This window comes from Pseudomonas sp. I8001, assembly GCF_013385345.1.
Lineage (GTDB): Bacteria > Pseudomonadota > Gammaproteobacteria > Pseudomonadales > Pseudomonadaceae > Aquipseudomonas.
This window is the reverse complement of the sequence record NZ_JACAQC010000055.1, coordinates 1-26790: the sequence shown is the minus strand read 5'-3', so window position 1 is coordinate 26790 and position 26790 is coordinate 1. Positions and strand designations below refer to the sequence as shown.

Below are 26790 nucleotides of genomic sequence, written 5' to 3'. Positions count from 1 at the left end.
TTCTATTGGAGAACGAATTTCACCACTGCGGCGCCTGCCGGGATCAGCTGCCGCTGTCAGTGCGACGGCTACTGACTTCAGCCGGCACATCATCCCCAGCCATGCGCTTGCGGAACAGCGCAGTGCGTGCCAGCAATAACGTGGTCACCGGCACCGTGATCGACAGCAGGATCGGGATCAACCAACCGTGCAACACCGGCCCGGACTTGAGCACCGAAAAGTAGATGATCGAGGCCAGCGCCACACACCAGGCGCCCAAGGTCGAGGCCAACGCCGGCGGGTGCATGCGCTGGAAGAAGTCTTTCATCCGCAACAACCCAATCGCCCCAATCAGCGCAAACAGGCTGCTAAGCACCAACAATACCGCGACGATCACTTCAACCCACAGCGGCAACACATCGACATTGATCATTCGATCACCTCCCCACGCAGCAGGAATTTCGCCAGGGCAAACGACCCCACAAAGCCAAACAGCGCAATCAACAGCGCCGCTTCAAAATACGTGTCACTGGCATACCGAATACCCAGCACCAGCATCATCAGCATGGCCAGGATGTACAGGTAATCCAGCGCCAGCACCCGGTCTTGGGCCGACGGGCCTTTGAACAGGCGCACCAGGGTCAGTACCATGGCCAGGGAGAACAGGAACAGGCTGAACAGGATCGCATTGGAGAGCAGGGCGCTCATTCGAAGATCTCCATCAGGGGCCGTTCGTAGGCGTGTTTGAAGTGCTCGATAAACTGCGCTTCGTCATCCAGGTCGAACACGTGGATCAGCAGGACGCTGCGGTCCAGGGCCAGTTCCGACCATACGGTGCCCGGCGTCACGCTGGTGATCATCGCCAGCACGGCCAGGCCGTTGGCATCCCGCAGGTCCAGGGGGATCTTGATAAAGCGCGAACGCGGTGGGCGAGAGCCGCAGGTCAGGATGCCCCAGGCCACGGCGAGGTTGGAGATGATCACGTCACGCCCCACCAGGAAGAACAAACGGATGATCACCCCCGGGCGGCGGATGCGGATCGGCAGCGGGCGCAACGGCGCCATCATCAGCGGTGCCGCAAAGCCGAGGATCGCCCCCAGCAGCAGGTTGCCGGGGCTGACGGACAGGTTCAGCACCAGCCACAACAACCACAATGCCAATGACAGCCACGGGGCAGGGAACAGGCGCTTCATGGCTGCACCTCCAGGGCGGCGGCCTTGGCTTCAGGGCTCGGCACCGGACGCGTCGCCATGACCGCCATCACATAGTGTTCCGGGTTGTTCAGGCTCTCGGCGGCCGCCTGGGTATAGCGCATCAGCGGCTCGGCCTTGAAGGTCAGGGCGATGCTCAGGCCCAGCAGGAAGAAAATCGGCACGCATTCGAAGCGGCGCAGCAGCGGCGATGGACGTTCTTCCGGGGTCCAGAAGCGCTGGATGCCGAGGCGGGCGAAGGCGATCAGCGAAGCCAGGCCGGAGAAGATCAGCAGTGCCACCAGGCCCCAGGCGGCCGGACGCACCGGTTCGTCGATGGCATTGCCCAGGCCCAACGGGTTGATCAAGGCGCTGAGCAGGCTGAGCTTGCCGATAAACCCGGACAGCGGCGGCATGCCGATGATCAGCAGGGCGCAGGCGATAAAACTCAGGCCGAGGAACGCCACCGTCCAGGGAATCACCTGGCCGACCACGGCTTTCTGTTCATCGTCGAGGTTGGTGCCGGGCGGTGGATGCAGGGATTCCATGGCCTTGGGCAGGGCTTCGATTTCGTCGTCCAGGGGCATGTCGTTGGCCGAGCGCGAACGCTCGATCAATTCGGCCAGCAGGAACAGCGCACTCAGCGCCAGGGTGGAGCTGACCAGATAAAACAGCGCCCCGGCGGTCAGGCTTGGCTGGGCAAACCCCACCGCCGACAGCAGGATCCCGGCGGACACCAGGATGCTCAGGCTGGCCATGCGTTCCAGACGTTGCGCCGCAATCATCGCCAGCGCCGCGCAGACGATGGTTGCCATGCCGCCGTAGATCAGCCAGTCGCCACCGAACAGCGCCGAGGCACCCGCCTGGCCGGAGAACAGCAGGTTCCACAGGCGCAGCACGGTGTACACGCCGACCTTGGTCATGATCGCAAACATTGCCGCCACTGGCGCACTGGCCGAGGAGTAGGCAGGCGCCAGCCAGAAGTTCAGCGGCCACATCCCGGCCTTGGCCAGGAAGGCGACGGCGAGGATGCCCGCACCGGCATGCAGCAGGCCGCGATCGGCTTCCGGCACCAGGGGGATTTTCAGTGCCAGGTCGGCAAAGTTCAGGGTACCGGTGACGCCATAGATCAGCGCCGCGCCAATCAGGAACAAGGTCGAGGCCAGCAGGTTGATCGAGATGTAATGCAGCCCCGCCGACACCCGCGCCCGGCCGGAACCGTGGAGCATCAGGCCGTAGGACGCCGCCAGCAGCACTTCGAAAAACACGAACAGGTTGAACAGGTCGGCGGTCAGAAAGGCGCCATACAGGCCCATCAACTGAATCTGGAACAGCGCATGGAAACTGGTGCCGGCCCGATCCCAACGGGCCATGGCGAACAGCAGGGCGCTGACGCCAATGATCCCGGTGAGCACCAGCATCATCGCCGAGAGTTGGTCCACCACCAGCACGATGCCGAACGGCACCTGCCAGTTGCCCGGCAGGTACACACCGATGGAGCCGGGGCCGCCTTTCTGGGTCCAGTACAGCAACAGCACGGCGATGCCCAGGCCCACCATGCTGGAGAACAGGTTGATCCGCGCCTTGAGCGGGCGGTGCTTCTCGCCGAGCATCAGCATCAGCGCGGCGGTCAGCAACGGCAGCAGGATCGGCGCGATGATCAGTTGATTCATCCAGGTCATTCCTTGGGCTCCCGGCCGTCCACATGGTCAGTGCCGGTCAGGCCCCGGGATGCCAGCAGCACCACCAGGAACAGTGCGGTCATGGCGAAGCTGATCACGATTGCCGTCAGCACCAGGGCCTGGGGCAGCGGATCGGTGTAGTTGAGCAAGTCTTGCGGCACGCCATCCTTGATGATCGGCTCCTTGCCGATGAACAGGCTGCCCATGCTGAAGATGAACAGGTTGACCCCGTAGGAGAGCAGGCACAGGCCCATCACCACCTGGAACGTCCGTGGCCGCAGGATCAGCCAGACGCCGGAGGCCGCCAGGACCCCAATGGCAATTGCGATGACTTCTTCCATCAGGCGGCTCCTCCTGGGCTGGCAACGGCTTTCGCCTGGTTACTGGGTTTATGGGCGCGCACCGATTGGTGGCCGAGGGCGGTGAGCATCAGCAAGGTCGAGCCGACCACCATGGCGTACACACCGACGTCGAAGAACAGCGCGCTGGCGACGTGGATGTCCCCCAGCACCGGCAGGCTAAAGTGCCAGGTGTGCGTGGTGAGGAACGGGTAGCCGGCGAGCAGTGCGCCCAGCCCGGTCAGGGTTGCCGACAACAAGCCAAAACCCATCCAGCGCATCGGCCGCAGGCTCATCTGCGCCTCGACCCACTGGGTACCGGCGACCATGTATTGCAGGATGAACGCGACGGACATCACCAGGCCGGCGACAAACCCGCCGCCCGGTTGGTTGTGCCCACGCATGAACAGGTAGAACGAGACAACCAGCGCAATCGGCAGCAGCAGGCGCACCAGCACCGCCGGCACCATCATGAAGCCCAGGGCGGTGTCGCTGGCCTGGCGCGGGTTGATCAGGTCGGTGGCCACGTCGGGTGCCAGTTGGCGCTGTTGCGCGGGCAGTTCCATGCTTTCCTTCGACGGGCGGAAGCGGCGCAGCAGGGCGTAGACGGTCAGCGCCACGGCGCCGAGCACGGTGATTTCACCGAGAGTGTCGAAGCCCCGGAAGTCCACCAGCATCACGTTCACCACATTGCTGCCACCGCCTTCTGGCAGGGCACGGCTGAGGTAGAAGGAGGAGATGTCGTTGGGCGTCTGGCGGGTCAGCATCGCGTAGGAGAGCAGCGCCATGCCGCCACCGACCACGGTGGACAGGAGGAAGTCCCGCAGGCGGCGGATGCGTGCCTTGCGCAGCGAGCTGGGCAGTGGGGAAACTTCTTCGATCCGCCGTGGCAGCCATCGCAGGCCCAGCAGGATCAGCACGGTGGTGACCACTTCCACCACCAGTTGCGTCAGCGCCAGGTCTGGCGCCGAGAACCAGACGAAGGTCACGCAGGTCACCATCCCGCACACGCTGACCATGGTCAGGGCTGCCAGCCGGTGGTACTTGGCTTGCCAGGCGGCGCCCAGGGCGCAGGCGATTGCCAGCAGCCACAGGGTGACGAACACGATGGAGCCCGGGATCTTCGGCCGGTCGCCCCAACTGATGCCGCTGTAGAGCATCGGGATCAACCCGGCGATCACCGCCGCCAGCACCAGCAGGAACAGCTGGGTTTGCAGGCGCTTGGTGCTGATGCGTTTTTCGATCTTGCGCACCCCGCGCATCATCACCACCAGGCAGCGCTCGAAGCCGCGCTTGCCATTGAAGTAGCTGATGATCGGCGGGTATTTGAAGCGGCCCAACTTGAGTTGCTTGCGCAGCAGCAGATAGAGCACCACGCCGCCGGACATGGCCACCAGGCTCATGATCATCGGCGCGTTCCAGCCGTGCCAGATGGCGAGGCTGTATTCCGGCAGTTCGCCGCCGACCACCGGCAGGGCCGCTGCGGCGAGGATCGAACCGACCACCTGGGCCGGGAAAATCCCCACCAGCAGGCAGGTAAACACCAGCAACTCCACCGGCGCACGCATCCAGCGTGGCGGCTCGTGCGGGGTGTGGGGCAGGTTGGTGGCCTTGGGGCCGAAGAACACATCCACGGTAAAGCGCAGGGCATAGGCCACGCTGAAGGTACCGGCGATGGTGGCGATGACCGGCAGGGCGATTTCCACCCAGGCGGTGGCGGAGATGAACACGGTCTCGGCGAAGAACATTTCCTTGGACAGGAAGCCGTTGAGCAGCGGCACGCCGGCCATGGACGCACTGGCGACCATCGCCAGGGTGGCGGTAAACGGAATCAGCTTGAACAGGCCGCTGAGCTTGCGGATGTCACGGGTGCCGCTTTCGTGGTCGATGATCCCCGCCGCCATGAACAGCGACGCCTTGAAAGTGGCGTGGTTAAGGATATGGAATACGGCGGCGACAGCGGCCAGCGGGCTGTTGAGGCCCAGCAGCAAGGTGATCAGCCCGAGGTGGCTGATGGTGGAGTAGGCCAGCAGGCCCTTGAGATCGTTCTGGAACATGGCGCAATAAGCGCCGAGCAGCAGGGTAATGGCACCGGCACCGCCGACAATCCAGAACCACTCTTCGCTGCCGGACAGCGACGGCCACAGGCGGGCCAGCAGGAACACGCCGGCCTTCACCATCGTTGCCGAGTGCAGGTAGGCCGACACCGGCGTCGGTGCAGCCATGGCGTGGGGCAGCCAGAAGTGGAAGGGGAATTGCGCGCTTTTGCTCAGGGCGCCGATCAGCACCAGGGCAAGCATGATCGGGTACAGCGAATGGGCACGGATCTGATCACCGGCAGCCAGGACCTGGTCCAGGTCGTAGCTGCCGACGATATGCCCGAGCAGCATCACCCCCGCCAGCAGGCACAAGCCGCCCGCGCCGGTGACCATCAGCGCCATATAGGCTCCACGCCGGGCATCGGCGCGGTGGTGCCAGTAGCCGATCAGCAGGAACGAGAACAGGCTGGTGAGCTCCCAGAAAAACACGATCTGGATCAGGTTGCCGGAGATCACCAGGCCGAGCATCGCACCCATGAAGGCCAGGAAAAACGCGAAGAAGCGCGGCACCGGGTCTTCCGGCGACATGTAATACCGGGCGTACAGCGACACCAGGGTCCCGATGCCCAGCACCAGCATCGAGAACAACCAGGCAAAACCGTCCATGCGCAATACGAAGTTCAGCCCGAGGCTGGGCAACCACATGAATTCTTCACGTATCACGCCACCATGGGCGATCTGGGGGTAGAGCAGGGCGACTTGAACCGTCCCGACCAGGGCCACAAGGCCGGCCAGCAGGGACTCTGTGTTGCGTGCGTTGTGCGGCAGCAAGGCCGCCAGACAGCTGCCGATAAAAGGCAGAAGCAGTAGAACTATCAGGGACATAGGCTTCTAATCTGCGGGAGTTTGGGATGCATCATACGTGCCGGAATCTTGATCACCAAACGGCAAGATGTGGCAGGATCCTACAAGGTAGGCTGAAAAAGGCTGTTTGGCATTGTTTCAATGCCCGTATCCAGGGCAGGTATGCTGTTCAGAGGTTTTTTTCAGCCTGTTGCATAAGGACGTGTGATGACCCAGCGATTGCTCCACCTTGACCATGTCGCCTGCAGCCTGCCGGATGGACGCAGCCTGTTCGACAACCTGAACCATGCCTTCAGCGCCCGGGCGACCGGCCTCGTGGGGGCCAACGGGACTGGCAAGTCCTTGTTGGGCGCAATGCTCGCAGGCACCCTGCAGCCCACCCGCGGGCATGTGCGCCGTGAGGGCAGTGTGTACGCGGTGACGCAACTGCTGGAGCCCGAACACTATCCCAGCGTGGCGGCGCTGGCGGGTGTCGACCAAGTGCTGGCAGCGTTGGCGCGCATCGCCGAGGGCAGCGTGGACGAACACGACCATGCACTGGCTGTTGATCAATGGGATTGCGCGCCTCGACTGGCGGCGGCCCTGGAGCAAATCGGCCTGGGGCACTTGACTGCCGACTCGCCAACCGCGGCCCTCAGTGGCGGCGAACGCCAGCGCGTCGCTTTGCTGGGCGCCTGGTTGTCGAGGGCAGACTGGTTGATCCTCGATGAGCCCAGCAACCACCTGGACATCGATCAGCAGCACAAGCTTGCCCAGCAGATTGATCGCTGGTCCGGCGGCCTGGTGCTGATCAGCCATGATCGCGGGCTGCTGGAGCACATGGATGAGATTGTCGAACTGTCGCCCAAGGGCTTGGCGGTGTACGGCGGTAATTACAGCCACTATGCGGCGACACGAGAGCAGGAGCAGCAGGCGTTCCAGTCGGCGTTGCAGGGGGAGCGCGCGCACGCCAAACGTGAGCAGCGTGAAGCGGTTATCCAGATGGAGCGTCAGCAGCGCCGCAATGCCCGGGGCGACCGCCAGGCCCGGGATGGCAACCAGACCAAACTGATCACCAACGCCCAGAAAGAGCGCAGTGAAAACAGCCAGGGCAAGTTGCGCCTTAACCAGCAGCTGGCGCGTGAGCAGCAACAGCAGCGGATCGCCGAGGCGCGTGCGCGGTGTGCGCCGGAGATCCAGCGCATGATGCTGTCGCCGGAAAGCGTGGTGCCCCAGGGCAAGCTGGTGTTGCAACTCAACGAGGTGGTGCTGCCGTTTGGCAGCCCGGCACCGATCAATCTGACCCTGACCGGCCCGATGCGCATGGCAATCGTGGGGGCCAATGGCAGTGGTAAGTCGACCCTGTTGCGGGTGATTGCCGGCCAGTTGCCGGTGGCTGCCGGTGAGTTGGCGCGCAGTTGCCATATCGGCTGGCTGGACCAACACGCCGGGCTGGAGCACCCCGAGCGCACGGCGGTGCAATGGCTTTACGAAAGTAATCCGCTACTGGCGGAAAGCGAAGCGCGTACCCGGCTGGCGCAAATGGGCATCGATGCCGACCGGGCGGTCCTCGATACGCGCCAACTGAGCGGCGGCGAGCGTCTGAAAATTGCCCTGGCCGCACAGCTCTACGCCGAGCATCCGCCGCAATTGTTGTTGCTGGACGAACCCGACAACCATCTGGACTTGCCCAGCCGGATTGCCCTGGAGCAAATGCTCAATCAGTACCAGGGCGCGCTGATCGTGGTGTCCCATGACGAGGCGTTCCTGCAGGCCATCAACCTGGACGGTGAGTTGCGCCTCTGAGGCCGTTCAACCCTGGTTTTCATGTTCCAGTTTGGCCTGGGGCTCGGCGAGCCGCTGACGGCGGGTTTTCATCTCACTGACAATCACCGCCGCCACGATCAACGCCGCGCCCACCATGGCAATCGGCGGGAAGCGCTCCCCGGCAATCCGCCCGACTACGCCGGCCCACACCGGCTCCCCGGCATAAATCAGCGTGGCGCGAGTCGGCGAGACGCTTTTCTGCGCCCAGTTCATCGCCACCTGAATCACCGCGCTGGTCAGCCCCAGGCCCACCGCGCTGAACAGCAGCAACCAGGAAAACCCTGGCAGCGCCTCGCCCATCGGCACCACCATCAGGAACGACAGCACCGACGCCGTGGCCAGTTGCACCACCGTTACCCGGCGTACATCCACCTGCCCGGCAAAGGCGCTGATCAGGATGATCTCGGCGGCAATTGCTACCGCACCGATCAACGTGGCGATTTCACCGGGGCTGAAATTCAATGATGCCCCGGCCGGGCCGGTCAGCAGCATCAGCCCGGTAAACGCGAGCATGATGCCGATGCTCGGCATCAACCCCGGCCGCCGTCCCAGTACCAGCCATTGCAGCAGCGGCACGAATGGCACATACAGCGCAGTAATAAATGCCGATTGGCTGCTCAGGATCGTCTGCAAGCCAATGGTCTGCAAACCGTAGCCGAACATGATCGCCACACCGATAAAGCAGCCGGCCTTCAATTCAAACAGCGTCAGGTTCCGCAGGCTGCGGAATGAGAACGCCCCGACGATGAACGCCGCCGCAGCAAAACGCAGGCCGACGAAAAACATCGGGCCGCTGACCGCCATGGCGTGCTGCACCAGCAAAAAGGTGCCGCCCCAAAACATGGTGATCACCACCAATACACATTCGGCTTTGCTGAAACGGGAAAACAACGGGGAGGTGGTCATGGCGGCTCGGTCTTGCACAGGAAGGGCGCGGACCGCACAATGCGCCGCAAGCTGGGCAGTATACTGCGCAACCCCACCCTGTGAGCAATATAGTGCACAAAGAAAATCCGCAACGGGCCTCGGTCCTGCAACACGTCAGCCAGAACGTTCGGCGCCTGCGCCATGCGGCTGAGTTGAGCCAGACGGCGCTGTCCGAAAAATCCGGCGTCAGCCGGCGCATGCTGGTGGCAATCGAGGCGGGGGAGAAAAACGTCAGCCTGTCGACCCTCGACCGGGTGGCCGAAGCCCTGGACGTGGCCTTCAGCGACTTGATCCAGGCCCCGGATGCCGCTGATCACAGCCGTATCAACGAACTGGCCTGGGCCGGTGACATCCCCGGCAGCAAAGCCGTGCTGCTGGCCAAGGCCACCGCGCGTCGCGAGGTGGAACTATGGGAGATGCGCCTGGAGCCCGGCGATCGCTACATGCCTGAACCGGACCCCGAGGGTTGGAGCGTGCAGTTGTTTGTGTTCGAAGGCACGCTGACGCTGGTGCTGGGGGATGAGGAAAAAAACGTCGCCACCGGTGAGTTCCTGATGTTCGCCAGCCGCTACCTTCACGCCTATCGCAATGACGGCGACGTGGCAGTGCGGTTTGTGCGCAACGTGGTGATTTAACTGTTGGCAGCGCAACAGTGGTTGGACACTTTGCTGTTTTGAACTGCCAACGACTTCCCTGATATACCGGCAACCTGCTGATTTCATTGCGCATCGCATTCGGGCACGACTCCTGCAATCACCCCAGTATCTCTCTGGAGCCTGGAGTCGGCCCATGTCAGCCCAACCCCTACAACCTGCCCACATCATCCGTTCGGACGCCGAGGCCATTGCGGTTGCCACCGAGTTGGCCAAGCGTTTTGCCGTGGACGCCGGCGTGCGCGACCGCGAGCGACGCCTGCCGGTGGCCGAGCTGGATGAATTTTCCGCCAGCGGCCTGTGGGGCATCACCATTCCCAAGGCCTACGGCGGCGCGGGAGTGTCCTATGTGACGGTGGCCGAGGTGATCAAGCTGATCTCCGCCGCCGACCCGTCCCTGGGGCAGATTCCGCAGAACCACCTGGGCGTCGTCGACATCCTCCTGCAAACCGCCAGCGAGGAGCAAAAGCAGCACTACTTCGCCAAGGTCCTGCAGGGCTATCGGTTCGGCAATGCCTTCTCCGAAGCCAAGAGCAAGAACGCCGGCACGTTTGACACACAAGTGCGCTTCGACGGCGACAGTGCGTACATCAACGGCGAGAAGTTCTACTGCACCGGCGCACTGTTCGCCCATATCGTGCCGACGGTGGGCGTCAACGAAAAAGACCAGGCGTTCATCGCCTTTGTCGAACGGGACGCGCCGGGCCTGCAAGTGATCGACAGCTGGGACGGCTTCGGCCAGCGCACCACCGCCAGCGGCGGCGTGACCCTCGACGGTGTGAAGGTGCCGCTGAGTGCGGTGATCCCCGCGCACCAGGCCTTCGACCAACCCACCGCCAACGGCCCGATTTCGCAGATCATCCAGGCGGCCGTCGACACCGGCATCGCCCTCGGGGCCCTGGAACAAGCCAAGATTCATGCACGCCAGGCCCGGCCCTGGATCGACAGCCAGCAGGATCACGGCTGGCAAGACCCGTTCACCATCGCCGCCATCGGCGACCTGGAATGGCGGGTCCACGGCACCGAAGCGATCCTCGCCAAGGCCGGCATTGCCGTCGACCAGGCCCTGGCCAACCCCAACGAAGACACGGTGGCCAATGCCTCGTTGGTCGTCGCCCAGGCCAAAGTGCTGTCGGCGGAAACCGCCTTGCTCGCCAGCAGCAAACTCTTCGAACTGGCCGGCACCCGCTCGGTGTCCGGCAAGCACAACCTCGACCGCTTCTGGCGCAACGCGCGTACCCACACCCTGCACGACCCGGCCCGCTGGAAATACCACCTGATCGGCAACTTCGTGCTCAACGGCGTCAAGCCCGCACGCCATGCCTGGAACTGAGGAGCTGCATCCATGACCGCACTGAATCAGGCGCGCCAACTGCTGGAAAGCACCCGGCGCTTTGTCGAGAAAAGTGATGATCCCTACGTGATCAGCCGCTTTGGCGATTTGCAGATTCGCGTGGAGGTAGCGGCTGCTTTGTTTGAACGTGCCGAAACCCACCCAGGCCCGGTGGCCCTCACAGAAGCCCAGATAGCGGCTGCCGAGGCCCTCATCGCTGTCAGCAACGCCGAATTCGAACTCACCGGCCAGCGTACTGCGCTGCCGCCGACCCTTGATGATCCCCTGCGCTGGAAATACCAGATTGTCGGCAACTACCACCTCAACGGTGTCGCCCCCCGGAGTAACGTTTAATGCCTCGTGAAATCCGTTTGAATGCCTTCGACATGAACTGTGTCGGCCACCAGTCGCCGGGCCTGTGGGCCCACCCGCGTGACCGCTCATGGCAGTACAAGGACTTGGAATACTGGACCGACCTGGCAAAAATTCTCGAGCGCGGCAAGTTCGACGGCCTGTTCATCGCCGACGTGCTGGGCATCTACGACGTCTATAACGGCAACGGTGACGCAGCGATTCGCCAGGCGACCCAGGTGCCGGTCAACGACCCGCTGTCGCTGATCGCACCCATGGCGCTGGTCACCGAACACCTGGGTTTTGGCCTCACCGCTTCACTGTCCTTCGAACACCCGTACCCGTTCGCCCGGCGCCTTTCCACCCTCGACCACCTGACCAAGGGCCGCGTCGGCTGGAACATCGTCACCTCGTACCTGGAAAGCGGCGCGAAGAACCTCGGCCAGAAAGCCCAGACCGAACACGATGCGCGCTACGACTACGCCGAGGAATACCTGGAGGTTTGCTACAAACTCTGGGAAGGCAGCTGGGAAGAGGGCGCGGTGTTACGCGACCGCGAACGGCGGATCTTCAGCGACCCGAGCAAGATCCACGAGATCCGCCACGTCGGCAAACACTTCCAGGTGCCCGGCATTCACCTGTGCGAACCGTCGCCACAACGCACGCCGGTGCTGTACCAGGCCGGGGCGTCGAGCCGTGGCAAACAGTTCGCCGCCGAACAGGCCGAATGCGTGTTCGTCGCCGCGCCGTCGAAAGTGCTGCTGAAGAAAACCGTCGCTGACATCCGTCGGCGTGCGGCTGAGGCAGGCCGTGATCCGAAGAAAATCCTGATCTTCAACCTGCAGACGGTGATCGTTGGCGAGACCGATGCCAAGGCCAAGGCCAAATTCGACGAATACAAATCCTACGTCAGCTACGAAGGCGCGATGGCCCTGATCTCCGGCTGGACCGGCATCGACTTCAGCCAGTTCAAGCCCGATGAACCCCTCAAGCATGTGCATACCAACGCCATTCAATCGGCGGTGGAAGCCTTCTCCACTGCCGACCCGAACAAGGTCTGGACCCCGAATGAACTGGCAGACTGGGTCGGCATCGGCGGCTTCGGCCCGTTGTTCGTCGGCGGCCCGGAAACCGTGGCCGATCTGTTGCAGGAATGGGTTGAAGAGACCGATGTGGACGGCTTCAACCTGGCCTATGCACTGACCCACGAGACTTTTATCGACGCGGTCGAGTTGCTGGTGCCCGAGTTGCAGAAGCGCGGCGTGTACAAGACCGAATATGCCCAGGGCACCCTGCGGGAGAAATTGTTTGGGGACGGCGCGCGGTTGGCGGACAACCATCCGGGGGCCAGCTATCGTGATTTGTCGGGTGTACATAAAACAAATGTGGGAGCGGGCTTGCTCGCGAATGCGGACTGACATTCAGCATTGATGTTGCCTGACGCACCGTTTTCGCGAGCGAGTCGAGCCGTCCCACCGCCGCCCACATAAATCCGGCCAGCGGACCACCGCATGCTTGTTTCACCAATAGGAGCATCACCCTATGAGCGTGCATGAACTTGAACTTGCGCTGGATGTGGAATGGCCCGCCGAACGGGTTACGGTGTTGCCCGAGGCGTTGGCGCAGTTGCGCCATTGGGCACAAGTGACCCCGTTGCACAGCGCCCTGCGCCACAAACGTGACGGCCAGTGGTATGCCTGGCGCTGGATCGATGCGTTGCGGGATGTCGAGCGCCTGGCTGATGGCTTGCGTCAGCAGGGCTTTACCGAGCAGTCGCGGCTGGCCCTCAGCGGTGCCTTCGAACCCGGCCTATTGCTGCTGGCCCTGGCCGCCCAGGTGATCGGTGGCCAGATCCTGACCCTGGCGGATGACCTCGAGCCCGCTGCCCTGCAGCAACAAGTGTGGCGCATCCGGCCTACCCACGCGTATGTCCCTGGGCTCCAGACGTTGGCGATGGTGCGACGGATCGACCCTGTGGACACCTCACAACGGCTCTGTCGCTGGTGGCAGCCTTCGGGCAAGACCGAATTGTGGAGCGGGGAAAGCACCCACTGGCAAGGCGGCCTGGCGACGGTGCTGGAGCAATGGCTGATTAGCGGCCAGAGCCTGGGCTTCCCGCAGTCGGGCTGAACTAGGCGTCCCGGGTCGATGTGCTGGATACTGCACGGGGCGATTTTTACCACAACCATTCAGGCAGACAGTAAGGGCGCAATTTCATGAGTGAAACCGAACGCGGACAGGCGACGAGCGCCATTCGCAACGCCGATGTGCTGATTGTCGGCGGCGGCCTGAGCGGGACGATGCTGGCGGTGCAGTTGCTGCGCCTGCCGGGCACGCGGCAGATCCTGGTGATCGAGCCGCGCCAGGAACTGGGGCGCGGCGAGGCCTACAGTGCGGTAGAGCTTGGGCACACCTTGAACGGCAACGCCGCGCGCATGAGCGTCGACCCGGACAACGCCGATGACCTGACCCAGTGGCTGACCGCCTACATCGCCGGCGGCGGCTGGCCCGAGTCGGACCAGCAGCACGTGCCCATCAGCGAACTGTTTCCGCCCCGCGGGATTTTTGGCCTGTACGCGCAGCAGCGGCTGGCCGAGGCCAAGGCGATTTCCGCGTCGACCGTCGAGCACATTCGCGCCGAGGTGACAGACCTTGAGGTGGATGAACACGCCACACGGCTGACCTTGAGCGACGGCCAGCAACTGCGCGGTGCCTGTGCGGTATTGGCCACCGGCATGTTCCCGGCGGCACGCACGCCACAGACCGAATCCAGCGGCTTGAATGCCGCTGCCGTCGACCCGTGGGATGTATCGGCCATGACCCAACTGGACCCGCAATCCACCGTGCTGATCATCGGTTCCGGGCTGACCATGGTGGACGCCGTGGTGTCCCTGGAACAGGCCGGCCATCGCGGGCCCATCGAGATTTTTTCGCGCCACGGCCTGTTGCCCCATGTCCGTCGGCAGCCGCCGGCCTGGGTCGACTTCCTGGGAGAAGACCACAGCCTGCGCAGCCCCCGGCAATTGCTGCGGGAGGTGCGGCGCCAATGCCGGCTCGCGCTGGAGCAGGGGATTGACTGGCAAGCGCCGCTGGACACCGTGCGTGCCAACATCGGGCGGTTGTGGAGCCAGGCCAGCGAGGGCGAGAAACGTCAGTTCGTGCGGCATGTGCGGCCCTGGTGGGAAAGCCACCACCACCGTTCGCCGCCGTTGAGTGCCGAGTTGGTGGCGCGGTTGCATGGGGCAGGGCGGCTGCGGATCCGGGCGGCTTCGTACAAGGGGCTGGTGCCTTCGCAAGGTGAGGTGACGATCCGCCTGCGTCATCGTGGAGAGCAGGATGTGGTGCAGGTGTCGGGGGCAGCGCTGATCAACTCCAGCGGGATTGAATATGACTGGCGGCGCGTGGCCCGGCCGTTGCCCAGGCAGTTGCTCAAGCGCGGGCTGATTCAGCCCGGGCCGTTGGCGTTGGGGATTGCGGCGGATGTGTCGGGGGCGGTGCTGGATGCCCACGGGAATGTCAGCCGGCGGCTGTTTGCCATGGGCCCGCCGTTGCGCGGGATGTGGTGGGAAAGTACCGCAGTGACGGATGTCGCGATTCAGGCCAAGGCGCTGGCCGCGAGGTTGGCACACCTCTAAATCTAATGTGGGAGCTGGCTTGCCTGCGATAGCGGTGGGTCCGCTGCATCTTTATCAACTGAGAGATTGCTATCTCGGGCAAGCCAGCTCCTACAGGTCGGGTTCATGGACCGACCTTCACAAACCCAGGCTTCAACCCAAACACTTCAACCCCCTGGGCCGTCGACTGCCCGGTGGTCACCGTCACCCGCTCCACCGGTTTATCCATCGCTGCCCGATATTCCACCGTCATCACCCCATCCCCGCGACTGATCGCCTGGGCCGGTACGACAATCGCCTGGTCATTGTTGTAGGTCACAATGGTCAACCGCGCACTCATCCCCAACCTTACCCGTTGCAACTGTTGTGGGGTCAGCTTGGGAATCGACAGGGTTACCGGAAACTGCGCGCTGCCCTGGCTGTCGCTGGCAATCGCCAAGCCACTGACCACGCTGACCGATCCCGTCAGCCGTTCCCCATCAAACCCGTCGCCCATCACCTCCACCGCCTGCCCTTGGTGCAACTGGTTGATGTCCAGCTCCGACACCTTGGCGACGATTTTCAGTTTCTCGATATTCGCCAGTCCAAACAGCACCTGGCCCTGGCTGACCTTGCTCCCGGCCTGCACCGGCGCGTTATTGCCCCCGCCGCCCTGGGTCGATGAATTACTGCCCGGCGCCGGCACCACAATGCCGGAGAACGGTGCCTTGACCTCCTTGCCATCGAGCAGGGTGCGCAGGGCTTCATATTTCACCGTGGCGTTGGTCAGCTCCATATCGGCGATCTGCCGGTATTCGCCCTTGCCTTGTTCAACGGTCTGTTGCAGCTCAGCGCGGGCGGCCGTCAGGTCGAGTTGTTGCTGGGTGGCCTGCTGTTTCAGGTCGTCGAGTTCGTTGCGCGGGATGATGCCGCGCTTGAACAGGTTTTCGCTTTCGGTGAGTTTGCGCTGGGTGTTGCTGGCGGTCATTTCGGCAGTGCGCAGGGTGCGGCGGGCGCGCCCGACTTGCTGGCCGCTGTCCCAGTCCTGCATTTCCTGCACCGTGCGCCGGGCCTTGAGCTGGGCGGAGAGGGCGTCGCGCAGTTGCACTTCGAGGGTGGCCGGGTCCATGCGCAGCAGCACCTGCCCGGCCTCGACCCGCTGGCCCTGTTCCACCAGGTTGGCCTGCACATTACCGTCGAACGGCGCGGTGAGGGTGATGGTGGTGTCAGGCTCGATCTTGCCCACCAGGCCGATCTGATGCACCAGCGGGTCGACCTTCACCGCCAGCCACTGCTCGGCGTTGCCGGGCTGGTTGGCGGCCGGGCTTTGACGGCTGAGCAGCGAAATGCCGACGCCAGCCACCAGCACAATCAACACGGCGCCCAACAGGCGCTTCTTATTAGTAGTCATTGAGGGCGATTTCCCAACTTTCCAGCGTCATGCCCAAGGTCAAGTCGAGCTGAGTCTGGGCGTTCAAATAGGCAATCAGCGCATTGAGCCGCGAGTTCTCGGCGTTGCGCAGGTCGGTTTCGAAACTCAATACCTGGAAGTTCGTGGAGCGCCCGGCGCTGAGTTTTTCCCGTTCGATTTCGATCTTGCGCTTGGACAACTCTACCGCCCGCTGGGAAATTTCATACTGGCGCCAGCGAGTGCCCAGGTCGCGCACCACATCATTGACGTCGCGCTCCAGTTGCTGGCGGGCGTCGGCGATGATGATCTCCTGGTTTTCCACATCGACCCGCGCGTGCACCTCGGCCTGGCGAGTGCTGATGTCGCCGATGGGAATCTGCACCTGCACGCCCGCGTAGCTGTCCCAGCGCCGATTGCTGTTGTAGCCGTTATCGTCATTGGTGGCGGCCCGAATCTGGTTGGCACCGGCCACCAGGTCCACTTGCCAGCGGCCGGAGTCCTTGGCGATCACCAGGTTGAGGTCGGCCTGCTGGCTGCCGAGCAGGGTGGCGAGGTATTCCGGCTGCTGGTTCTGCGCCAGCACGAAAGCCTGGCGTTTATCGATGTCCATGGGCCTGGCTTCAAGGGCCTCGGTGGCGCGGATCGGTGTCGACAGGTCGAGGGCCAGCAGGCGCAGCAGGGCCAGGCGGCTGGTGTCCAGTTGGTTCTGGGCTTCTTCCACCCCCAGTTGCTGGGTGGCGATATCGGCTTCGGTCTGCACAATCTCGAACTCGGCCATGCGCCCGGCGCTGATCAGCGCCTTGTTCACTTCAAGCAAAGTGCCGGAGCGCTTGAGGGCGTCCTGCACGATGCTCAGTTGTTCCTGGGCCCGCAGCAACTCGCGGTAGGTGGCGATGATGTTGCTGATGGTTTGCGCCACGTTGGCCTTGAGGTTCAGGCGGTTGGCCTGTTCCGACAGGCGTGACAGGCGCAGCGGGGCGGTGGTGGCGTCCCAGCCGGCACCGCGCATCAGCGGTTGGATCAGCGACAGGTCGAGGCCGTCGCTGCGGTAGCGTCCGGCGCGATCGGCGTTGTTCAGTTGTTGGGTCCAGTTCATGCTCAGGCGCGTGCCGTACTCACCGAGCAAGGTGGCATTAGGCGCGAGGTTAGCGTTGCGGGAGCTGTCTTCAGTGCCTTTAGTCGTGCGGTAGTAGCTGTTCAGGGTCAGCTTGGGGTTGAACGTGTCTTCAGCCACCCGCAGGTCGAATTTCTGCGCCACCCGTTGCAGGTACGCGCTGCGAATCGCCGGGTTGTTGCGCAGGCCCAGGTACACCGCATCCCCCAGGGTCAGGGTGGTGGACTGGGCATTCAGCGACACGCTGCGTTCATAGCCACTGCGGGTGGTACTGGGCGCGGAGGGGCGAATCACCACGTCGGCGGCCACGCTGTGCAGGCTTACCAAGGCGGTCAACAACAGCAGGCGTTTATTCATCGCGCAGGGCCTCCACCGGCTGCAGCCGCGAGGCCGACACCGCCGGATAGATCCCGAAAAACAGCCCTACCAGCAACGTGCTGCCGACCCCGAGCGGCAGCGCGGCCATCGCCAGGGAAAACTGCCAGCCGGACAGCCTGGCATACAGGTACGCGGCGGTCATGCCCAGTACCGCGCCGCATACCGCACCCACGGCGGTCAGGGTCACGGCTTCCAGCAGGAACAGGTTGCGAATGTCGCGCTGGCGCGCCCCGAGGGCCATGCGAATCCCGATTTCCCGGCGCCGCTCCGAGACGTTCATCAGCATCACGTTCATCACGCCGACGCCGCCGCCCACCAGGGAGATCGCGCCCAGGGCCAGCAGCAGGTAGGCGAAGGTCCGGCTTTGGCGGGTCATGCCATCGATCATTTGCTGGGGCACCTGAATGTCGACATCGTGGTCGGTGAGCTGGGCTCGCAGTGCCACGGCTGAGTCCTGGGCGAGGCGTTCCATATCCTGGCCGGGGGTGGCACGGATGATCACGTTGCCGATTTGCGGGCTGGCGTAGATCCGGCGCATGCCTGGGGCGGGGACGAACAGCGATTCGTTGGCCTGTACGGGAATCAGCATTGCCCGGGGCTGGCTGTGCAGAATGCCCACGATCAGGAACAGGTAATCGTTGATACGTACCCGGTCGCCCAGTTGCAGCGGGTCGCCGGGCACGCTCAAGGCCTGGACGACCTGGTCACCGACGACCGCATAGGTTTCCCCAGCATCGAAACTCGACAGGAAGCGCCCGTCGCGCACCGACAGGCGCATGGCATCCTTGAGGTCTGGCGTACTGCCGACGAGGCTTGCGTTCCAGGTACGGCCATGGAACACCACTGGCCCGCTGAACAGCGAGACCGCACCGATATGGGCAATGCCGGGAACGCTGCGGCGCACGGCTTCCAGGTCCAGGCTGGCGGGCATTTGCGCAGTGCTGGCACCCCTGGGCGGGAATTGCGCTACCAGGGTGTCGGTGCCCATGTCCTTGAAAATCATCGCCGCGTCTTCGGCGGCGTTGTGCCCGATATTGATCAGCGCCACCACCGAGGAACTGCCGATGACGATGCCCAGCAAGGCCAGGATCGAGCGCTTGCCCAATGTGCGCAGGCTGACAAACGCCTCGTGCAGCAATTGGCTCAGGCTTTGTTCGACCCGCAGGCTCATAGGCGCCCGGCCTCTTGCACCACACCATTGCGCACCAGGATCTTGCGATTCAGGCGTTCGGCAATGTGCGGGTCGTGGGTGACGATGATCAGCGTCACCTGCTGCTCGCGGTTGAGCGCCAGCAACAGGTCCATGATCTCCTGGGCGGTGGTGCTGTCGAGGTTGCCGGTGGGTTCGTCGGCGAGGATCACCGACGGGTTGCCGACCAATGCCCGGGCGATGGCGACCCGTTGGCGCTGGCCGCCGGAAAGGTCGGCCGGGCGATGGTGGGCGCGCTCGGCCAGGCCCACCTGGTCGAGCATGCGCAGGGCCTGTTCCACCGAGTCGTGGCGTGACACGCCGCGGTAGCTCAGGGGCAGGGCGACGTTGTCCAGGGCACTGAGGCGTGGCAGCAGGTTGAAACTCTGGAAGACGAAACCGATCTGCTGATTGCGGATCGCCGCCAGTTGATCGGGGCTGGCGCTGAAGATGTCATGGCCGGCAAAGCGGTACTGGCCGCAGTCGGGCAAATCCAGCAGGCCGAGAATATTGAGCAGGGTACTTTTGCCGGAGCCGGAGGCGCCGAGGATGCCGCAGCTGTCACCGGTTTCGATGGCCAGGCATACATCATTGAGAATCGACAGGTGTTGACCGGCCAGCTGATAGCTTTTGCCGATGCCTTGCAAGGAGATAAAGCCTGGGTGCGCGGGGGTATCTGTCATCATGACTACGCCTGCAGCCTCGACAGCGCCGTGCTTCCCCCGAAAATCCTTGTAACAAGTTCAGGAGCTGCCTGGTACACGTCACGGACTGGTTTTATTTCTTGTTTTTAAAATATTGTTTGAATACTAACCGCGATCCAGCCGTTCCGCCAGCCATGGATATAGAGCGGTTTTACCCTTTGAAACGATTCTTCAAAGGGACGTTTCCGGCGCTGAAAAAATCCATCAGCTACCCTCAATGAGCCCGTTGCTGTTGGCTTTGAATAGTATGGCGCTGTGTCACTACTTGCTTTCAGGCAGCGGCCCCGGTATAAAAAATCAAATTAATTTTTAAAACAATATTTCCGCAGTGGAACCCCAATCCCTATGGTCGCGAAGAAACTCAGCGCTCCAAACGTTACCAAGACCCGATTGCTGGATGCGACAGAGGCTCTTTTCATCAAATACGGCTATGACGCTGTTTTGTTGCGGCAGATAACCGAGAGGGCCCAGGTCAATCTCGCTGCGGTGAATTACCACTTCGGGGACAAGGACTCCCTGATGAAAACCCTGCTGATGCAGCGCCTGGAGCCGCTCAACGAGCAGCGCCTGGAGTTGCTCGCCCGGTGCGAAGCCGAATCCGACGGCCCGCTGGATTGCGACACCTTGCTCGGGGTGCTGTTCGCCCCGGCCATGGGCCTGGAACGCAGCGACCCGGCCAGCGGGGAAGGGCGTTCATTCATCCGGTTCCTGGGGCGGGTGTACAGCGACACGTCGCCGTTTATCCAGGAATACCTCAAGGTGCATTACCAGCCGGTGTTCCAGCGCTTCTTCGAAGCCTTCGCACTGGCGCTTCCGGACTTGCCGCGCAACGAACTGGGGGTGCGCCTGCAATTTGCCCTCAAGGCGATCTCCGGGGTGATGGCCGGTACCGAGCTGCGTTTGCTGATGAACTCCATGAGCCTGGGACGCCCGGCCACGGATGCCGAGGTCATGGCCAAGCTGATTACCCTGGTGTCGGCGGCGATTCGTGTGCCGCAGCAAAGTCCTGAAGCCGAAACGGCCCTGGCGCGGGTGCTCGATACCCAGCGCGCGATACGTGAGCAAGCGGCGTCGCCTGTCAACAAGGTGGCTCGTTGACCCATCAAGACCGGCTCGCAATGAGCCGGTTTGCTTCGACTCCTCTCTCCAGAAGCCGTGTGCCCACTCAAATCCCGGGCAAAAAAAACCCGCTGGGGCGGCGGGTTTTTAACTACAACGTTTGTAACGGATGAGGCTTTACCCTACGTCTCTGGATGTGAATAAAACGTGAAAAATATGTAAGAGAAAGTGTGAAGTCTATTGGCTTGTGTAATCCCGACAAATGGCAGTCAGCGTTTACTGTGAACCTGGCCGATAAAGTCTACAAGGTACTCACTCACCCGTTCCGGCGTATCCTCCATCAGAAAGTGCCCGGCGTTTTCCACCACCTGCAGCACGGCCCCACGAATGTCGTTTCGCAGGCGATGTGCATAAGCCAGCGGCTGCCATTCATCTTCAGCGCCCCATAAAATCTGCACCGGCAAATCCATGCCCGGCAGGCGCTGCGCAAAATCGGCGGTATACCGCGAGTCGTAATGCGCCACCTGATGCTGGTAGAACGCTGGCTGACCGATCACGCCACTGATCGGCGCCAGGTATTCCTCCAGCAGCGCGCCCTGCATCACGCTCTTGTCGAACACCGCCATGGCCAGTTGTCGGATCATCAACGCGCGGTGTTCATCCGGTGCCATGCGTGCATGTTCGGCAAACCGCTGATGAATCCCGCGCCAAGTGGGCGATGGCCACGAGTCATAGCTGGGGGCGTCGGCGACCGTCAATGAGTGGACCCGCTGCGGGTGGTCAAGGGCAAACAGCAGCGCGTTGACGCCGCCGATGTCATGGCCCACCAGGTGCACACGCTCGAGCCCCCAGTGGTCCAGCAAATCGCCGATCAAGCGGCTTTGCACTGCCACCGAAGTATCCCCCTGGAGTGGACGCTCCGAAGCGCCGAAACCCAACAGGTCAAACAAATGGACCTGCATGCCGGCGGCAGTCAGACGCGGCACCACCCTGCGCCAGATGATGGAATGGGCGGGTGTGCCGTGCAGCAACAGCACCGGCAGCCCCTCGCCATGGCGGCCAGTGGCGATGCGCCAACCGTTGATCAGTGCGGTTTCGTTAAGCAGGGCAGTCATGACAGGTCCTCGCGGTTGATTAAGGCTTTACCCTAAAGCCCGACTGGTCATGACGCCAATGACAACTTACTCTCTGCTAATCCTGTTTTTGTCATAGGTCTGATCATGAACCAGCGACTGCCCATCGATGTGCTGCGTGCCCTGCAAACTGTGGTCGAAACCGGTAGTGTCACCCGGGCGGCCGAGCGTTTGAACCTCAGCCAGTCGGCGGTCAGCTGGAAGATCAAGCGCCTGGAGAAACAACTCGAGCGGCCGTTGATCCAGCGCGAGGGCCAGCGCCTGGTGGCCAGTGATGATGGCGCGCAGTTGCTCGTCCACGCCCGGCGCATCATCGAGGCCCACGATGCAGCGCTGGCGCATTTCAATCCGGTGCAGTTACAAGGTTCCATCCGCCTGGGCGCCACCGAACAGGTGCCGATGGCCGAGTTGTCGAACTTGCTCGGCCAGTTTTCCCGGCAACACCGCCAACTGGATGTGCGAATTGTGGTGGAGCAGAGCCACGTGCTTCGCCAGGCCCTGGTGGACCGTGAGCTGGACCTGGCGCTGCACCAGGATTTCATCCCGCGTATCGAAGCGCGGGACCAATTGCTGTGGACCGAACAGGTGCACTGGTGCGCCCGGCCCGGCTGGCAGCCTGCGCCTGACGAATGCGTGCGGCTGATCACCTTCGGCCCCGGCTGTTTTTACCGGCAACTGGCCCAGGAACGCCTGAGCGCCTTGGGCATTCGCTGGCAGGTGGTGGTGGAATGTGGGTCGGTGGAGGGTGTGGTATCGGCCATCGCCGCCGGGTTGGGCATCGGCCTGCTCAGCAGTGACCATCTCGACAAGCGCGTGGAAGTGTATCGCCCCTTCGACCAGCGGATGCCGCTGCCCGAAGTGGCGAACGTGTTGCGCTTTGCCGAGGACAGCCCCGAGCCCCGGTTACAGGCGTTGCAGCAGCTGTTGATACAGGCGCTGCACCGGGGCTGATCAGATTTTCCAGTGGCTGGCGCTCTTGGCCAGGCGCTGGCGCATGGCGTCAATATTGGCTGCCAGTTGCAGGGTCAATAACCGGTAACCGTCCAACGCGTTGACCACCGGCACTTCAAAGGTCTGTTCGTGGGTCGGCGTGTTGCTCGGACGTTCCAGCCGGTCGGTGGCCCCGGATTGCAACGCCCGCGCCATCCCGATCAACTGCACCCGAATCTGCCGGTGCTCGGCTTTCAACGCCACCTGCATGCGCGCCAGGGCTTCCTTGTCCCGTGGGTCGGGGCGGGTGTTGCCGAGGATCTCCAGGGTGCTGATGCACATCCGCAAATGGCGCTGCAGGGTGTCCAGCTCGGTCATGGAAATCCGCACTTCCTTGGACACCGATGGCATCAGCGAGCGTAGTTGCAGCATCGCGGCGTTCAGGCGATTCAGCAGCTTGAGATGTTCATCATCGGTGACCGATTGGCCGCTGATGATCCGGCTATAAATCGCCGCGCAATCGCGCAAGGCACTGGCCAGGTTGTAGCGCCAGGAATACACCGCATACAGCGGCAGGGCGAAGGAAAACGCCAGGGCCAGGACGATGCCGATCAGGATGTCGACCGTGCGCCACAACCCGTCCGATATCGGATTATCGCCATGGCCCGCAACGATAAATACGGTGATGGCCGACAGCAACGCGATGTATCCGCCCTTGCCGATGGCGTGATAGGAAAAGAACCCGCACACCACCGACATCAGCAAATACGTCAACAGCGGTTGCCCCAGATACGCCTGTTGCAGCACCAGCAGCAAACCGACGCTGGCGCCGATCAACGTGCCGTAGGCGCGCTCGACGGCTTTCTTGCCGATATTGCCGTGGTGCTGCAAACCGCCGATCACGATCAGCATCGTCACCGAGGCCCACTCACCATGGGGCAGGTTGATGCCGGTGGTGAGCAGGATCGTTGCGAGCAACCCAATGGAAACCCGCACCGCGTGGATCAACTTGGCGTGACGGTAGCGCCGATACGGGTCCAGCAACGGACGCAGCAAGCGGCGGGCGAAGAGAGGGAGATTCATTGGTATCAGGGTAACCTCGTTGTTCAGGCTTCACTCAGTTCCAATGTGGGAGCGGGCTTGCTCGCGAAGGCGGCGTGTCAGTCAATACATCCGGCGACTGAACCACCGCTTTCGCGAGCAAGCCCGCTCCCACATTTTTAGATCGGTGTCGGGCTCAGAAAATATAGTCAGTGGTCAGAAAGCTCGACGTGCGTTCCTGCAGGATGTCACTGACCAGTTCCTTGTTGCTCGCCTGGAACTTGGTCGCCACCAGGGTACGGATCGAAAACACGCGCAACGCATCATGTACCGACAGCGTGCCCTCGGCCGAGTTCTTGCGCCCGTTGAACGGGAAACTGTCCGGCCCGCGCTGGCACTGGGCATTGATGTTGATCCGGCCCACCTGGTTGGCGAACGCGTCCACCAGGCGCCCGACTTCCCTCGGGCTGGTGCCGAAGATACTCAGTTGCTGGCCGAAGTCCGACTCCAGCACGTAGTCGATCACCGTCTCCAGGTCGCGGTAAGGCACGATCGGCACCACCGGACCGAACTGCTCCTCGTGGTACACGCGCATCTGCGGGTTCACCGGGTACAGCACCGCCGGGTAGAAAAACGAGCCACGGCTGGCGCCGCCATTCTCGTTCACCACCTTGGCGCCATGGGCCAGTGCGTCGGTCACCAGGCCGCCGAGGTAATCCACCTTGCCCTGCTCGGGCAGTGGCGTCAGCGACACACCGTCTTCCCACGGCATGCCAGGCTTGAGGGTCGCCAGCTTGCGGTTGAATTTCTCGATAAAGCTGTCGACCACGTCCTCATGCACAAACAGGATCTTCAACGCGGTGCAACGCTGGCCGTTGAACGAGAGCGAACCGGTGACAGCTTCGTTGACCGCATTGTCCAGGTCGACCTGCGGCAGCACGATCCCGGGATTCTTTGCATCCAGGCCCAACGCCGCGCGTAGCCGGTGCGGTTTCGGGTGCAGTTTCTTCAAATCGCTGGCGGCCTTGTTGGTGCCGATAAACGCAAAGATATCGATCTTGCCGCTGGCCATCAGCGCGCTGACCGTCTCGCGACCGCTACCGTAGATCACGTTGATCACGCCGGCCGGGAAGCTGTCGCGGAACGCCTCCAGCAACGGGCGAATCAGCAGCACGCCGAGCTTGGCCGGCTTGAACACCACGGTGTTGCCCATGATCAGCGCCGGGATCAGCGTGGTGAAGGTCTCGTTCAGCGGGTAGTTGTAGGGGCCCATGCACAGTGCCACGCCCAGCGGCACCCGGCGGATCTGCCCCAGGGTGTCCTGTTCCAGCTCGAAGCGGCTGGAGCGGCGGTCGAGTTCCTTGAGGGCGTTGATGGTGTCGGTGATGTAGTCGCAAGTGCGGTCGAACTCTTTCTGCGAGTCCTTGAGGTTCTTGCCAATCTCCCACATCAGCAGCTTGACCACTGCGTCACGCTGTTCGCGCATACGCCGCAAAAACGCTTCGACATGCTGGATGCGATCCACCACGCGCATGGTCGGCCACGCGCCCTGGCCACGGTCGTAGGCGGCCACGGCAGCGTCGAGGGCGGTCAAGGCGGTGTCGGCGTCCAGCAGCGGGGTGCTGCCGATGATCACCGGCGTGTCACCGTCGGCACCGCGCAACTGCACCGGGCTGCGCACTTCGGCCAAGGGGCCGTTCCACACATGCAACTGGCCGCCGACCAGGTAATCACGTTGTTCGATGGGCGCCGCGAGCCGGAATTGCTCGGGAATCTCGGCGGCAGTGGGAAACAGCTGGGCGAGCAGGTTGTCGGTGGTCATGTCGCTACCCCTGGAGTGGTTGCAAAACGTGACTAGAGATTCACCCATCAACGCCCCGTGTGGCAAGGGCTAGACGCATTAACCCGCGAACCTTGGAAAACCTTGAGCACAACCGTGAGCTCGCCGGGTAAACTGCGCGGCTTTCTTGAAGGAGTTCACATGAGTCAGTACCAGCCGGGCATTCTTGCCGCACCGGTGCCGTTGCAGGCACGCCATCTGTTTTTTGCCATTGAGTCGCTGGATGCCGTGCCTGCCGCACTGGATGCGCTGGTGCAGTTGGTGGACGCCAGTGCGGTGGTCGGTTTTGGTGAGCCGCTGGTCAATGCCCTTGGCGCCCGGATTGACGGGTTGCGGGCGTTCCCTCATGTGAGCGGGCCGGGGGCGGAGAATCCGTCGACCCAGCAGGCGCTGTGGGTCTGGTTGCACGGTGTGGATCGCGGTGAGTTGCTGTTGCGCAGCCGGGCGTTCGAGAAGGCCCTGGCGCCGGGGTTTGGTCTGGTGCAGATGACCGAGGGGTTTCGCTACAAGACCGGGTTTGATCTGACCGACTATGAGGATGGCACTGAGAATCCGCATGATGATGCGGCGGTGGAGGCAGCGGTGGCGCAGGGTGGTGCGAGTTTTGCGGCGATCCAGCAGTGGCAGCATGATCTGGATGGGTTTGCGGCGTTGCCGGCTCTGGAGCGGGACCACATTATTGGTCGGCGCCATGGTGATAACGAGGAGCTGGAGGACGCGCCGGAGTCGGCGCACACCAAGCGTACGGCTCAGGAGAGTTTTACCCCGGAGGCGTTTGTGGTGCGGCGGTCGATGCCATGGGCCGAGAATGGTCAGGCGGGGTTGATGTTCCTGGCGTTTGGGCATTCGTTTGATGCGTTTGAAGCCCAACTGCGGCGGATGAGTGGGCTTGAGGATGGGATTGTTGATGGGTTGTATCGCATTAGCAAGCCGTTGACTGGGGGGTATTACTGGTGTCCGCCGGTGCGTGATGGGCGGTTGGATTTGAGCTTGGTGCGCTGAGGTTTTTGTTCGGGGTACATATCCATTATTTAGGTAACGGCCGCCTATGGTTCCGCTCTTACAGCGGGTCACTTTTGGCAAACGCCCGGAATGCCGGCCCAGCCAAAAGTAACCAAAAGGTCTCTGCCCCACCACTCGGTGCCTCGCTTAGGCTCGGCATGCCCGCACTCCGGCCATCGTGGTTGACGGGGCTCGCAGATCAAAATCAAAATCAAAAGCACGGCGGCCTGAAAG

The 26790-nt window shown here is 62.8% G+C and carries 23 protein-coding genes and 1 pseudogene; 10 read left to right on the top strand and 14 right to left on the bottom strand.

From position 1 onward, the window contains the following. Window positions 1-43: 43 nt before the first annotated feature. The 6 genes from HX839_RS27970 to HX839_RS27945 are packed head-to-tail and all read right to left on the bottom strand — an operon-like array spanning window position 44 to window position 6113. The gene (locus HX839_RS27970) at window positions 44-412 is read right to left on the bottom strand and encodes a Na+/H+ antiporter subunit G (protein ID WP_003211753.1); all 369 of its coding nucleotides are present in this window, start codon (window positions 410-412) and stop codon (window positions 44-46) included. Continuing rightward, a complete protein-coding gene (locus tag HX839_RS27965; RefSeq protein ID WP_003211751.1) occupies window positions 409-687 on the bottom strand; it encodes a K+/H+ antiporter subunit F in 279 nt (92 codons plus the stop codon). The genes HX839_RS27970 and HX839_RS27965 overlap by 4 nt, the downstream gene beginning before the upstream one ends. Then, window positions 684-1172 carry a Na+/H+ antiporter subunit E gene (locus HX839_RS27960; protein ID WP_003211750.1) on the bottom strand — a complete coding sequence of 163 codons (489 nt, stop codon included), beginning with the start codon at window positions 1170-1172 and terminating at the stop codon, window positions 684-686. Before HX839_RS27960 ends, HX839_RS27965 begins: the two co-directional genes overlap by 4 nt. After that, window positions 1169-2851 (bottom strand): monovalent cation/H+ antiporter subunit D, encoded by a 1683-nt coding sequence (locus HX839_RS27955; RefSeq protein ID WP_177045383.1) that lies wholly within the window; start codon window positions 2849-2851, stop codon window positions 1169-1171. The genes HX839_RS27960 and HX839_RS27955 overlap by 4 nt, the downstream gene beginning before the upstream one ends. Beyond that, window positions 2848-3192, bottom strand: coding sequence for a Na+/H+ antiporter subunit C (locus tag HX839_RS27950; protein ID WP_003192163.1), 345 nt, complete (start codon window positions 3190-3192; stop codon window positions 2848-2850). Before HX839_RS27950 ends, HX839_RS27955 begins: the two co-directional genes overlap by 4 nt. Beyond that, window positions 3192-6113: a monovalent cation/H+ antiporter subunit A gene (locus HX839_RS27945; protein ID WP_003211746.1), complete on the bottom strand. Its 2922-nt coding sequence runs from the start codon at window positions 6111-6113 to the stop codon at window positions 3192-3194. Before HX839_RS27945 ends, HX839_RS27950 begins: the two co-directional genes overlap by 1 nt. Window positions 6114-6299: 186 nt before the next feature. Here HX839_RS27945 and HX839_RS27940 point away from each other — a divergent pair, with 186 nt between their 5' ends. Then, window positions 6300-7877: an ABC-F family ATP-binding cassette domain-containing protein gene (locus HX839_RS27940; RefSeq protein ID WP_177068029.1), complete on the top strand. Its 1578-nt coding sequence runs from the start codon at window positions 6300-6302 to the stop codon at window positions 7875-7877. Between the two features lie 6 nt (window positions 7878-7883). Here HX839_RS27940 and HX839_RS27935 read toward each other — a convergent pair whose 3' ends face one another. Further along, window positions 7884-8804, bottom strand: a complete 921-nt coding sequence (locus HX839_RS27935) for a DMT family transporter (RefSeq protein WP_177068028.1) — start codon at window positions 8802-8804, stop codon at window positions 7884-7886. Window positions 8805-8896: 92 nt separating this feature from the next. Between HX839_RS27935 and HX839_RS27930 the strand changes: the two genes are divergently transcribed. The 6 genes and pseudogenes from HX839_RS27930 to HX839_RS27905 all read left to right on the top strand — a co-directional run bounded on the left by HX839_RS27930 (window position 8897) and on the right by HX839_RS27905 (window position 14797). After that, on the top strand, window positions 8897-9460 hold the full coding sequence (locus HX839_RS27930) for a helix-turn-helix domain-containing protein (RefSeq protein WP_003211741.1): 564 nt from the start codon (window positions 8897-8899) through the stop codon (window positions 9458-9460). Window positions 9461-9614: 154 nt separating this feature from the next. Beyond that, a complete protein-coding gene (locus HX839_RS27925; RefSeq protein WP_177045376.1) occupies window positions 9615-10811 on the top strand; it encodes an SfnB family sulfur acquisition oxidoreductase in 1197 nt (398 codons plus the stop codon). Between the two features lie 12 nt (window positions 10812-10823). Then, window positions 10824-11165: a hypothetical protein gene (locus tag HX839_RS27920; RefSeq protein ID WP_003211737.1), complete on the top strand. Its 342-nt coding sequence runs from the start codon at window positions 10824-10826 to the stop codon at window positions 11163-11165. Beyond that, window positions 11165-12580, top strand: a complete 1416-nt coding sequence (locus tag HX839_RS27915) for an LLM class flavin-dependent oxidoreductase (protein ID WP_003211735.1) — start codon at window positions 11165-11167, stop codon at window positions 12578-12580. The genes HX839_RS27920 and HX839_RS27915 overlap by 1 nt, the downstream gene beginning before the upstream one ends. Before the next feature lie 124 nt (window positions 12581-12704). Then, window positions 12705-13286: pseudogene (locus tag HX839_RS27910) on the top strand (AMP-binding protein); the annotation flags it as partial. A 92-nt stretch (window positions 13287-13378) separates the two neighbouring features. Further along, a complete protein-coding gene (locus HX839_RS27905) occupies window positions 13379-14797 on the top strand; it encodes an FAD/NAD(P)-binding protein (protein WP_177068027.1) in 1419 nt (472 codons plus the stop codon). A 103-nt stretch (window positions 14798-14900) separates the two neighbouring features. On the opposite strand, the gene HX839_RS27900 is transcribed toward HX839_RS27905, so the two are convergent. Genes HX839_RS27900 through HX839_RS27885 form a run of 4 tightly spaced genes read right to left on the bottom strand, consistent with a single transcriptional unit; the run spans window position 14901 to window position 19533 of the window. Next, window positions 14901-16166 carry an efflux RND transporter periplasmic adaptor subunit gene (locus HX839_RS27900; protein WP_177068026.1) on the bottom strand — a complete coding sequence of 422 codons (1266 nt, stop codon included), beginning with the start codon at window positions 16164-16166 and terminating at the stop codon, window positions 14901-14903. Further along, window positions 16156-17637 (bottom strand): TolC family protein, encoded by a 1482-nt coding sequence (locus tag HX839_RS27895; RefSeq protein WP_008432459.1) that lies wholly within the window; start codon window positions 17635-17637, stop codon window positions 16156-16158. The genes HX839_RS27900 and HX839_RS27895 overlap by 11 nt, the downstream gene beginning before the upstream one ends. Continuing rightward, window positions 17630-18829: an ABC transporter permease gene (locus HX839_RS27890; protein ID WP_177068025.1), complete on the bottom strand. Its 1200-nt coding sequence runs from the start codon at window positions 18827-18829 to the stop codon at window positions 17630-17632. Before HX839_RS27890 ends, HX839_RS27895 begins: the two co-directional genes overlap by 8 nt. Then, on the bottom strand, window positions 18826-19533 hold the full coding sequence (locus tag HX839_RS27885) for an ABC transporter ATP-binding protein (protein ID WP_023658970.1): 708 nt from the start codon (window positions 19531-19533) through the stop codon (window positions 18826-18828). The genes HX839_RS27890 and HX839_RS27885 overlap by 4 nt, the downstream gene beginning before the upstream one ends. A 363-nt stretch (window positions 19534-19896) precedes the next feature. Between HX839_RS27885 and HX839_RS27880 the strand changes: the two genes are divergently transcribed. Continuing rightward, entirely contained in the window at window positions 19897-20649 is a 753-nt protein-coding gene (locus HX839_RS27880) for a TetR/AcrR family transcriptional regulator (RefSeq protein WP_003211721.1), read from the top strand. A 230-nt stretch (window positions 20650-20879) separates the two neighbouring features. Here HX839_RS27880 and HX839_RS27875 read toward each other — a convergent pair whose 3' ends face one another. Then, window positions 20880-21725, bottom strand: a complete 846-nt coding sequence (locus HX839_RS27875) for an alpha/beta fold hydrolase (protein ID WP_177068024.1) — start codon at window positions 21723-21725, stop codon at window positions 20880-20882. A 105-nt stretch (window positions 21726-21830) separates the two neighbouring features. Here HX839_RS27875 and HX839_RS27870 point away from each other — a divergent pair, with 105 nt between their 5' ends. After that, a complete protein-coding gene (locus tag HX839_RS27870) occupies window positions 21831-22694 on the top strand; it encodes a LysR family transcriptional regulator (RefSeq protein WP_177068023.1) in 864 nt (287 codons plus the stop codon). Here HX839_RS27870 and HX839_RS27865 read toward each other — a convergent pair whose 3' ends face one another. Then, a complete protein-coding gene (locus tag HX839_RS27865; protein ID WP_177068022.1) occupies window positions 22695-23756 on the bottom strand; it encodes an FUSC family protein in 1062 nt (353 codons plus the stop codon). Window positions 23757-23910: 154 nt separating this feature from the next. Then, window positions 23911-25536 (bottom strand): NADP-dependent glyceraldehyde-3-phosphate dehydrogenase, encoded by a 1626-nt coding sequence (locus HX839_RS27860; RefSeq protein WP_008432465.1) that lies wholly within the window; start codon window positions 25534-25536, stop codon window positions 23911-23913. Between the two features lie 159 nt (window positions 25537-25695). Between HX839_RS27860 and HX839_RS27855 the strand changes: the two genes are divergently transcribed. Continuing rightward, complete coding sequence (locus tag HX839_RS27855; protein ID WP_177068021.1) at window positions 25696-26556, top strand: Dyp-type peroxidase; 861 nt, start codon at window positions 25696-25698, stop codon at window positions 26554-26556. The last annotated feature ends 234 nt before the right edge of the window (window positions 26557-26790 follow it).

Excerpts from the sequence above, each read along its gene's own strand:
- HX839_RS27945 (WP_003211746.1), bottom strand. The coding sequence starts at position 6,113 with ATGTCCCTGATAGTTCTACTGCTTCTGCCTTTTATCGGCAGCTGTCTG.
- HX839_RS27900 (WP_177068026.1), bottom strand. The coding sequence starts at position 16,166 with ATGACTACTAATAAGAAGCGCCTGTTGGGCGCCGTGTTGATTGTGCTG.
- HX839_RS27970 (WP_003211753.1), bottom strand. The coding sequence starts at position 412 with ATGATCAATGTCGATGTGTTGCCGCTGTGGGTTGAAGTGATCGTCGCG.
- HX839_RS27905 (WP_177068027.1), top strand. The coding sequence starts at position 13,379 with ATGAGTGAAACCGAACGCGGACAGGCGACGAGCGCCATTCGCAACGCC.
- HX839_RS27940 (WP_177068029.1), top strand. The coding sequence starts at position 6,300 with ATGACCCAGCGATTGCTCCACCTTGACCATGTCGCCTGCAGCCTGCCG.
- HX839_RS27870 (WP_177068023.1), top strand. The coding sequence starts at position 21,831 with ATGAACCAGCGACTGCCCATCGATGTGCTGCGTGCCCTGCAAACTGTG.
- HX839_RS27895 (WP_008432459.1), bottom strand. The coding sequence starts at position 17,637 with ATGAATAAACGCCTGCTGTTGTTGACCGCCTTGGTAAGCCTGCACAGC.
- HX839_RS27865 (WP_177068022.1), bottom strand. The coding sequence starts at position 23,756 with ATGAATCTCCCTCTCTTCGCCCGCCGCTTGCTGCGTCCGTTGCTGGAC.
- HX839_RS27885 (WP_023658970.1), bottom strand. The coding sequence starts at position 19,533 with ATGATGACAGATACCCCCGCGCACCCAGGCTTTATCTCCTTGCAAGGC.
- HX839_RS27960 (WP_003211750.1), bottom strand. The coding sequence starts at position 1,172 with ATGAAGCGCCTGTTCCCTGCCCCGTGGCTGTCATTGGCATTGTGGTTG.
- HX839_RS27915 (WP_003211735.1), top strand. The coding sequence starts at position 11,165 with ATGCCTCGTGAAATCCGTTTGAATGCCTTCGACATGAACTGTGTCGGC.
- HX839_RS27875 (WP_177068024.1), bottom strand. The coding sequence starts at position 21,725 with ATGACTGCCCTGCTTAACGAAACCGCACTGATCAACGGTTGGCGCATC.
- HX839_RS27965 (WP_003211751.1), bottom strand. The coding sequence starts at position 687 with ATGAGCGCCCTGCTCTCCAATGCGATCCTGTTCAGCCTGTTCCTGTTC.
- HX839_RS27860 (WP_008432465.1), bottom strand. The coding sequence starts at position 25,536 with ATGACCACCGACAACCTGCTCGCCCAGCTGTTTCCCACTGCCGCCGAG.
- HX839_RS27925 (WP_177045376.1), top strand. The coding sequence starts at position 9,615 with ATGTCAGCCCAACCCCTACAACCTGCCCACATCATCCGTTCGGACGCC.
- HX839_RS27880 (WP_003211721.1), top strand. The coding sequence starts at position 19,897 with ATGGTCGCGAAGAAACTCAGCGCTCCAAACGTTACCAAGACCCGATTG.
- HX839_RS27950 (WP_003192163.1), bottom strand. The coding sequence starts at position 3,192 with ATGGAAGAAGTCATCGCAATTGCCATTGGGGTCCTGGCGGCCTCCGGC.
- HX839_RS27920 (WP_003211737.1), top strand. The coding sequence starts at position 10,824 with ATGACCGCACTGAATCAGGCGCGCCAACTGCTGGAAAGCACCCGGCGC.
- HX839_RS27935 (WP_177068028.1), bottom strand. The coding sequence starts at position 8,804 with ATGACCACCTCCCCGTTGTTTTCCCGTTTCAGCAAAGCCGAATGTGTA.
- HX839_RS27890 (WP_177068025.1), bottom strand. The coding sequence starts at position 18,829 with ATGAGCCTGCGGGTCGAACAAAGCCTGAGCCAATTGCTGCACGAGGCG.
- HX839_RS27855 (WP_177068021.1), top strand. The coding sequence starts at position 25,696 with ATGAGTCAGTACCAGCCGGGCATTCTTGCCGCACCGGTGCCGTTGCAG.
- HX839_RS27955 (WP_177045383.1), bottom strand. The coding sequence starts at position 2,851 with ATGACCTGGATGAATCAACTGATCATCGCGCCGATCCTGCTGCCGTTG.